Consider the following 9433-nt stretch of genomic DNA (forward strand, 5'->3'; position numbering starts at 1 on the left):
CTGCGCCAGCCGGGCCGCGCGCTCCGCGGCGTCGAGGGGAACGCCGTCGCGCTCGTGCAGCAGCCGGGCCACCTCTGCGGCGGTCGGTGTGACCAGCCGCAGTGATCGGGCCCGCGAGCGGATCGTCGGCAGCAGGTCGGCCTCGCTCGGGGCGCAGAGCAGCCAGACCGTGCGCTCGGGCGGCTCTTCGAGCGCCTTCAGCAGCACGTTGGAGGTTCGCGCGGGCATGCGATCCGCGTCCTCGATCACGATCACGCGATATCGGCCCGTCGCGGGCGCGTAGTGAGCCGTGGTGACGATGTCGCGCACGTCGTCGATGCCGATCATGACCTTCTGCGTCGTGAGCAGCGCCACATCGGGGTGCGCCCGGGCCTGCACCTGCGCATAGGCTTGCTCACGGTCTTCGGGGGCGCGTGCGACGAGCGCGGCGGCGAAGCGCAGCGCCAGGTTCGAGCGACCGGAACCGGGCGGGCCGGTGATGAGCCAGGCGTGCGCCAGCTCGCGTTCGCCCTCTGGCGATGCGGCGCGCTCGAGCGCGGCGACGGCTGCGCCCTGCCCGACGATCTCGCCCCAGAAGTCCATGCACTCAGGCTATCGGCTGCAGCCGACAACGCCGCACGAGCGGGTCAGGCGTGGATCACTCCGCCCCGCTCGTCTCCCGTCGGCGGCGCGCGACCAGGATCGCGACCATACCGCCGACGAGCGCGAGCAGAGCGAGCGCGCCGAGCGCGCCGAGGCCTGCGGCGCCCGTCGACAGGAGGTCGGCGCGGAAGGTGTTGGTCACCGTCAGCTCGATCTCGGTCTCGTCCGCGGTGAAGCTCGCGCTGTCGCCGCCGATGCGCTCACCGTCGATCGCGATCGCAGTGCGGTTCGCACCGCCCGTCTCGGTCTCGACGATCTCGCACTCGGCGCCCGTCGCGAGGGCCGGCACCTCTGCGCGCCAGTCCGTGGCTGCGGAGACCTCGAGCGTGCCGTTCCAGACCTCGGCACCGTCGGGTCGGGTGGCATCGGTCAGCGTGCAGACGAGCTCGAACTCGAACACGGCACCGGCGGCCGAGGCCGCATCGTCGCCGTCGACCACCTTCGCGATCGTCAGCGCGGTGCTGTCGAAGCGGTTCACGAGCTCGGCCTCGTTCGCGTCCTCGCCGCCGACCGCGACGAGCGGGGCGAACTCCAGCACGGCGCCGTCGGTGCGCACCTCGGTGCTGTCGCTCGCGAGCTGGGCGAACCAGACCTCGTCGGCGTCGGCCGTGTCGGTCTCCTCGGCCGCGCAGATCGCGCCCGCGGGCAGGTCGATCCAGGTCACGGTCTCGCCGTCCTCGATGCTGCGCACCGCGTCGGCCACCTCGATCGGCTCGCCGAGGAAGGTGCAGCCGAGCTGGATCTCGAACGGGCCGAAGCCGATCGACTCGCCGTCCGCGTCCACCGCATCGCTCTCGACCGTCTTGGTCACGGACACCTCGGCCAGGTCGAAGCGGTTCTCCACCTCGATCGGCGCCTGCGCCTGATCGTCGTCCGCCGTCTCGGCGGGGTCGGCCACCACGGTGAACGTGATGCCGGGATCGATCGACGTCCACTCGTCGCCGTCGAGCCGCATGCGGCTCTCGGTCGCGCCGGCGGTGCTCGTCTCGGTCAGCGTGCACTCCGCGCCGTTGGGCAGCCCGGTGTACTCGGCGACCGGATCCGCGGCGCTGACGGTGCGGTCGGCGCCGTCGATAACGCGGACCGTTTCGTCGTCGAGCGTGCAGACCAGGGTGACGGTGAAGTCGCCCGTGCCGTACTGCTGGGCGCCGTCGCCGGTCACCGACTTCGTCACCTCGAGCGACCCCGCGAGGAAGCGGTTCGTGACGTCGACCAGCACCGGCTCGGTGGCCTCCGTCGGGATCGTGATCGTGCCGGTCGTCGTGTCCGTGCCGTCGTTCGGCGTGATGATGACCTCATCGGCGCCGTTCAGGCTCGGCTCCGTGATGGTGCACTCGGCGCCCGCGACGAGCGAGGACAGCGTCTCGCCCCAGCCGTTGCCGCGGTGCAGCGTCAGCGTGGTGTCGAGCAGGGTCTCGCCCTCGAAGGTGCAGAGCACCTCGATGACGAAGCTCTTGTCTGCAGCGATGTCCGCCGCGCCGCCCACGAGCGACTTCTCTACGCGGACCGCCGCCTGCTCGCCGTAGACGTTGGTGAACTCGACGCTGTTCGTCCCGTCGATCCGGGCGAGGCCCGTGATCGTCGCCGACGTCCCCGACTCGACGACCGTGCCGTGCGGCTCGTCCTCGGAGTCGAGCGATTCGGCCTCGACCGTGGTCGAGTCCGCGCCGCGCGCGCCGGTCTCGGTGATCGTGCAGGACGCGTTCACCGGCAGTCCGCTGATGACGTGCTCGCCGTCGTGGTCCAGGGTGAACTCCGCGTCGTCCGGGTCCAGCTCGATCGGCTGTCCGAGGAAGGTGCAGCTCGCCGTGAAGGAGAATCCGGTCGGGAACTCGTCCGCATCGGTATCCACGGTCTTGCGAACCGCGAGCTCGGTCAGCTCGTACACGTTGGTGATCGTGAGCGCCGGCAGGTCCGCGGGGGCCGCGACGGTTCTGCCGTCGGGCACGGTCACCGCGGCGGAAACCCCGTAGGAGGTCTGGCCGGAGGCCGCCGTCTCGGTCGCCGTGCAGACGGCGCCGGCCGGCAGATGGTCGATCACGGTCGGGGTCCCTGCGACCACGGTGAACGAGCGATCCGGGATCTCCACGCCCTGCGAGGTGCACTCAAGGGTGCCGGTGAACACCTGCCCGCTCGGCACGAAGCCGGCCGCATCACCGGTGATCAGCTTCTGGATCCGGACCGAACCGGTGATCAGGGCGACGCCGACGTTCGACTGGTCGCGTCCGGTGAGCGATCGCACAGCGGTTCCGTCGAGATACCTCGCGGACACCGTCAGCGAGTTGTGCGCCTGCGGGTCGGCGTCAGCAGTCTGCTGGCTGTAGGGGCCGGTCTCGGTCTCGAAGTCGATCCGCGTGACCTGGCCGGGCTGAATGCGCATCCCGTCCGCGGTCTCGACCACGAACAGCAGGGCCGTCACGTCGGCGTAGTCCTCGATCATGGTGAACGGAATGAACTTCGTCGCAGCGTCGGCCGCGGTGGAGCCGAGGCACGACGCCAAGTTCGCATCGGTCGGATTGCTGATGACCGACATGCAGATATCGGCCTTCGCCGCCGTCGTGGCGTAGCTCGTCAGCGTGCCGCCGGTGAAGCTCATGCTGGCCGTCGGTTCTGCACCCGTGAGCGTCGGCGTCCACTGCGAGTTGCGCACGAAGTTGACCATCAGCGTGGTGTCTCCGGGCGTCGGCAGCAGGTCGGCCACGACGAGCCGGGTGAGCGGAGTCGTGCCGGTGTTCGTGACCGTCAGACGCCAGTCCTCGGTCTGGCCCGGCATCGTGCGCGGCACGCACGGCTGGTAGACGAACTCATCGGCGTCGACACGGGTCGGAGTGCAGACGGCCGGGTCGACGAAGCCGTGGTCGTTGAAACTGCCGTCCCCGCCGTTGGCGCGCACCGACTTCACCGCGCGGATCGCGGCAAGGCGCTGCGGCGTCACGGTCGCGGTCGTTGCGCAACTGGTCGCATCGCCGCTCAGCGTCGCCGTACTGCCGGTCGGCGCCGTGCAGGCGTCCCAGACGCGGTCGGCGCTGATGTCGAAGGAGTTGGTGACCGGTAGCCCCTCGGTGACACCCGCGACGAACATCATCTTGAATGTGATGGTGTAGGTCTGCCCGGGGGCGAGGCGCGTGCCCGGGGCGAAGGTGAAGGCGATCGTCGGGGATGAGCTCGCCAGATCCTCAGCGACGGCGACCTGGGCCGCGTCGGTCGGCATCGGCGTACCCTCGGTCGGGTTCGTGCCGCTCAGCGCGTAGGTGTAGTTATCGCTCGTGTCCTCATCGTCCGGGTCGAACTGCACGAGGGTTCCGAGCGCGGAGTTCCACGGCAGCCGATCCGTGATGACTGGATCGATGATGTCGCGCGCGCCGGTGTTGCGCACGGTCAGGGTGTAGTCGAACAGCGTACCGGGGCTCTTCACTCCCGTGGGCTGCTTCTGCACCTCGACGGCGTTGTTCGCGTGCTGATAGGTGACCGAGCGATCGACCGAGTTGTTCGCCGTGCCGCCCCACGCGCCGACCACGTCGGCGCGCACGGTGTTGACGGTCACACCCTTGGTCGGCTCACCGGGAGCGGCGGATCCGCCATCGTTCAACGTCGACGGCACCGGGTCACCGGTGCGCAGGTCGACGCGTCGCTCGACCATGATCGGCACGTTGATCGTCGGCGCGGCAGGGTTCTGCCACTGGGTGTCGTTGTCGCGGGTGATCCGGATCCGGATACCCTCCACCGCGGAGGCGTCGGCCGGCGCCCACGCACGCGCTTGCGTCACGTTGAGCTTTGCCGACCAGGCCGACCAGGTGCCTCCGGTGGCCTCGCAGCCCGCGGTCGCCAGCGCTCCGTCCGCCTCCCACGTTTCGAAGTCGCGGCCGGTGCAGACGCTGAACTGGACCTGCAGCGGGTTGGCGTTCGGCGCGAATGAGGGAAGGTTGAACGCGTTGCCGATGTTGAGGTAGTCGTAGGCGTTCCAGAACGTTGCGCGGTCATCGGTGAGCGTCAACGCGATCGTGCGCTCGGTGCCGCCCGGGGTGCCGCTGAGCGTCATCGTGATCGGGTTGTTGTTGGGCTCGGACTCCGTCGTCGGGTTGAAGGTCTTGCCCGGGGTGACCGAGATGTTCTGCGCGTTGAGCTGCACCTGGGCGGACGCGTCGTCGCTCAGGGTCTCATCCGTGAAGTCGTCCTCGTCGTCGTCCCAGCGCTTGTCGCTGACCGTTCCGAGCACGGTGTTCCGCACCGGCGAGTCCGCGGTCGTCACCGGATCGCCCGAGGTGCGCTCGTCCTCGCGCAGTTCGAGGTCGAAGGCCACGGTACCGGTGCCGTTCGCCGTGCCGGCCGAGATGCTGCCGGTGTAGACGACGGTGACTCCGGTCGCATTGCGGAGCTCGTTCGGGTCGAGCGCCTGCAGCGCGGCCAGCGTGTTCGCAGCGGTCGTCCCGGTCACGTCGGCGGGAGCGCCCGCGCCCGCGAACTCGACGCGGATGCCCGTGGTGCCGAGCGGCGCGGTCAGCGCGTAGAAGCCGGTCAAGTCGAAGGCTTCGAACGGCGAGTGGGCCGTGTCTCCGGGGTGCGCGCCCGGTTCGGTGATCCGCAGCTCATTGACGAGACCGGGGATGTCCTGGCCGCCGACGTTCCCGCCGACGGTCTGGTTGGTCGCCGACAGGGTGACGCGGGTCGAGGGCGGATCCTGGGCGTCCCAGTCCTGCGGGATCGCGATGGGACCGCCGGCCCAGGTCTTCGACGTCGAGACTCCGAGCTCGGTGTCGGTGATCGTGATGGTCTCGCTGTCGGCGTCGCGATACTCGCGATCGCCGCCGACGTAGCCCTCGATCGAGCTGGTGTTCCGCACCTGGCTCGCCACACCCGTGTTGTACGTCGGGCCCTCGACCACCGGGTGGTTCGCGTCGGAGCGCAGCGCGTCGCGCAGCTGCAGGGTCAGCGGGATCTGGCGGCCGCCGCCGAGCGAGACGCCCGTGCCGGCGGCGGGATCCGAGGGATCGGCCTGGGTGCGGCCCGGCTTCTCGGTCACGATGAACCGGACGGCCTGCGTGGTCGCCTGCTCGGTCGTCGTCAGGTTGATGACCGGGATCGTGGTTCCCGAACAGGGTGCGGCCGCGGTGCAGACGGTCGTGTCGACCCAGTCGCTGCCGTTGTAGAGCTGCACCTGAACCTGGTCGAATGCGAAGCCCGGATCGGTGATCGGACCGATGGCGGTCAGGTTGAAGGCGTCGAACGCGCTCGCCGCGCCGAGCTGCGCGGGGGCGCCGGTCGCCGGGTCGGTCTCCGAGTCGGCGATGATCACCTGATCGAGGCCCTGCACGCCGCCGACCGACCAGTTCAGGGTGACCGCGGTGTTCTGACGGGAATGGCTGAAGGCGAGGTTCGGATCCCAGTCCTTCTCGATATCGGGCCCTGAGCCGGGGCCGATCGGGTTGAGGGTGGCCGTGGGGCACGGCGGATCGACCACCGCCCGATCCGACTCGAGGGTGCCGGCACTGGCCTCGGCCGCCGAGCAGTTCTCGACGATCGCGATCGGGGTGTCGTCGTCGGGGTCGGCGTTGGAGCTCGGAATCGGATCGCCGCTCGTGCGCTCATCGGCGCGAGTGGTGAAAGTGACATTGGACTTCAGCGTCTGCCCCGGGGTGAAGCCGTCGTCGGAGCGGTAGATGAAGCGGATGCCGACGATGTCCTCGCGCAGCTCTGCGGGGATGCTCGCGCTGAAGATGCCGTTCGTCGCGCCGGAGATGCCGACCATTCCGGGGATGTCGTGGAAGTCGCCCGCGGCATCGCGGTACTGCACGGTGAGCGTCGCGTTCTGGGGGATCTGCGTCAGCGTGATCGCCGTCGCATCGAAGTACTCGTACCAGGGCTCGACGCCGGGGCCGAGGCTCGAGGGATCGTCGACGATCACCTCGGTCGGGTTGGTCGTGGTGTAGGGGTACTCGGCGATCGTCGTGGTCAGCTGCGCCGTGGTCGACTGCCCGGGCACCGCCCACAGCTCGTCGTGCGTCAGCGTCTTCTCGGTCGTCAGGTTGATCTGCTCCGCGAAGATCGTGAGGTCGTCGTCGGCCGTGTCCGGGTCGGGGTTCGGCGTGCTGGTGCCGGGGGTCTCGCCCGTGACGGTGATCTCGTTCGTGCCGGTGACGGTGCGCTGACCGAGGTCGAGCGACGGCGGCGCCTCCACGGTGAACGGCACGGTCGCCTCTGCGCTCTCCACGATGTCGCCGGTGAAGGTGATGCTGAAGCCGGTGACGCGCTTCGCGGGATCGGTGGCAGCCGGGATCTCGTCGAGCACCGAGCTCGTGAGGGTCTCGGTGCTGCCGTCGTCGAAGTAGTAGGTGATCTCGACCGACTGGGCCTCATGCGGCCATTCGGCAGCGCCGAAGCCCTGGAACGTCACGCCGCCGCCCGAGAATGCGGGAGCGAGCAGGTTGCCCGAGGAGAGGTCGGCCGGGTCGCTCGGTTCGTTGATCGTGAGGCTCGAGAGCGGGATCGTACCCGAGTTCGTCGCACCGAGCGTGACGGTGCTCGTCGTGGTCTCACCGACGACGGCGATCTCGTCGGGGGAGAAGCTCTTCGAGGCTGTGACGGAGGTGCCCGCCGGACGCAGCACGACGCCGGCGTCCTGCTCGTCGACCGGCGACTCGCTCGTATCGACGCCGGTCTGCGCGGTCGAGGTGTTGGTGAGGGTGGTGTCGGAGGCGATGCCGGTGACCGTGCTGCGCTGGGAGAGGGCGAGCTGCACGCTCGTCGCGGCGTTCGCAGGGATCGCCGCGTTCGGGGCCGTGAAGGCGATGCGGATACCGCGGATCGCATGCGGATCGATACCCGTGGGCAGGGCGAGGTCGCCCTCGGCCGTGACGGGGTCGGCCGCCGTCCAGGTCGTGCCGTCTGTCGTGACCGAGACGACGGCCTCGGTGGCGCCCTCGGGCCAGGCGGTGTCCTCGAGGCTCTCGATCTGCAGGTACTGCTGGAAGATGTTGGGGTCGGCCGCCGGGTCGGCCGGGTCCTGGATCACCAGTCGATCGACCGCGCCGTTCGATTGGTTGATCCCGCCGAAGGTCAGGTCGATGGGCTCGCCGGGTGTCGCGAGAGTAGTCGTCGGGTCGAAGTTCTTCGTCGCTTCGGCGAGCACGACGAGCGGAACGATTGCCGTCACCTCAGCGTCATCCGACTTCGAATCCGCGTTATCGGCGGCGATGGTGGCCGAGTTCGAGATGACGCGGCCGTTATTCGACTGGTCGATGGGCTTCAGCTTCACGGGGATCAGCACCGTGGCACCGGCGCTCAGGCCGACCGAGCCTGCGGGGTCGGTCAGCGGCACCTGGAATGCGATCGAGACCGTCTGGCCGCTGACAGAGATATCTGCGGTCGCCGACGAGTTGATCGAGTTCGTGACGATATCGAACTCATCGGGAATGACGTCCGTCAGCGTCGCATTCACGCAGTACTCGTCGTACTGGTGGCAGACGACCTCGATACGCCACTGGAATTCCTCGCCGATCTCCACCTCGGGAGCGACAGGCACGTCGTACTCGACTCCGTCCACGATCACGGACTTCGTGATCTCGAGCACAGGCGGAGTCGGGTCAGCGGCCTGCGCCGGCAGGATCGCGGCGCTGAACATGCCCGCGGCCATCGCGGTCGCGGCGACGGCGGACACCCACTTCCGAAGTTGCAGTCGACGGCTCGCCCGTCGGATCGGTCGTGCAGAAGTGCGCTTCGTCATTTACTTCCCCTGTTAGTCGGCAAGACACCGTCGGCTCGCGATCGCTGAAAATCGGCGCGCGAACGAGCCGATTCCCGCATCCGCCGAGCAAGCAGACAACAAGTACCTTTATCTCCCCAATGCAAACCTAGCATCCTCGCACTCCATTCCGCACCCTTCACTGAACCGACGGGTCGACGTCGATACCCTGGTGGGGTGACACCGCCGCGCCTCACGGCCCTCGCGATCGCCGCCTGGCGGGAACGCGAGCGCGCCCACCAGGACCGAGTCGACGCGCTGACCGCCGGCCACCGGCAGCGGCAGCGACGGGGCGAGCGCCACCCGGTCGAGGACTTCCTCTGGACCTACTACTCGGTCAAGCCGAACGAGCTCCGGCGCTGGCACCCGGGGGCGGGGTTCTCCCTCGTCGATGCACCGGATCGAGCCGGCTGGAGGTACTACGCGATCGACGAGGCCGGGGCCGCCTCCGTCGATCTCGACGCCTTTCTCGCCAAGCGGGCGGGCACCGTCGACTACGTGGCGCGCCTGCTCCTGGCCACGCGCGCCCGAACACCCCAGCTCGGCTGCTTCGGCCTGCACGAGTGGGCGATGGTCTACCGGCTCGACCCCGCGCAGGTGCGCCACGTCGGCCTTCCGCTCCGGATCGGCCACGACGCCACCGACCGCGTCGTCGAGACGCATCGCATCGTCTGCACGCATTTCGACGCCTACCGCTTCTTCACCCCCGACGCGGCGCCGCTGAACGCGATCCGTCCGACGCGCGACTCCCAGCCCGAGCTCGAGCAGCCCGGCTGCCTGCACGCGGGCATGGACGTCTACAAGTGGGCGGCGAAACTCGGCCCGGTCGTGCCGGGCGAGACGCTGCTCGACGCCTTCGCGCTCGCCCGCGACATCCGAGAGGTCGACATGCGCGCCTCGCCCTACGACGTCAGCGGCTACCGCGGTGCGGACGGACGGCCGCTCGAGCCGATCCCGATCGAGACCGCCGAGGGGAAGCGAAGCTATGCGGCACTGCAGCGGGGCTTCGCGGAGCGCGGCGACGCCCTGCGCGTGCGCGTGCTCGAAGCCATC

At 69.3% G+C, this 9433-nt stretch carries 3 protein-coding genes; 1 reads left to right on the forward strand and 2 read right to left on the reverse strand.

The genetic code is table 11. The features are described 5' to 3' along the window. Positions 1–582: AAA family ATPase (locus ACFPZL_RS07170; protein WP_382334970.1), on the reverse strand; the 582-nt coding region annotated here is incomplete at its 3' end. 55 nt (positions 583–637) lie between these two features. Next, on the reverse strand, positions 638–8362 hold the full coding sequence (locus ACFPZL_RS07175) for a DUF5979 domain-containing protein (RefSeq protein ID WP_218115420.1): 7725 nt from the start codon (positions 8360–8362) through the stop codon (positions 638–640). Positions 8363–8557: 195 nt separating this feature from the next. Here ACFPZL_RS07175 and ACFPZL_RS07180 point away from each other — a divergent pair. Then, the coding region (locus ACFPZL_RS07180) for a 3-methyladenine DNA glycosylase (RefSeq protein ID WP_382334972.1) at positions 8558–9433 on the forward strand (876 nt) is incomplete at its 3' end.

The organism is Leucobacter soli (assembly GCF_042659205.1).
GTDB lineage: Bacteria > Actinomycetota > Actinomycetes > Actinomycetales > Microbacteriaceae > Leucobacter > Leucobacter soli.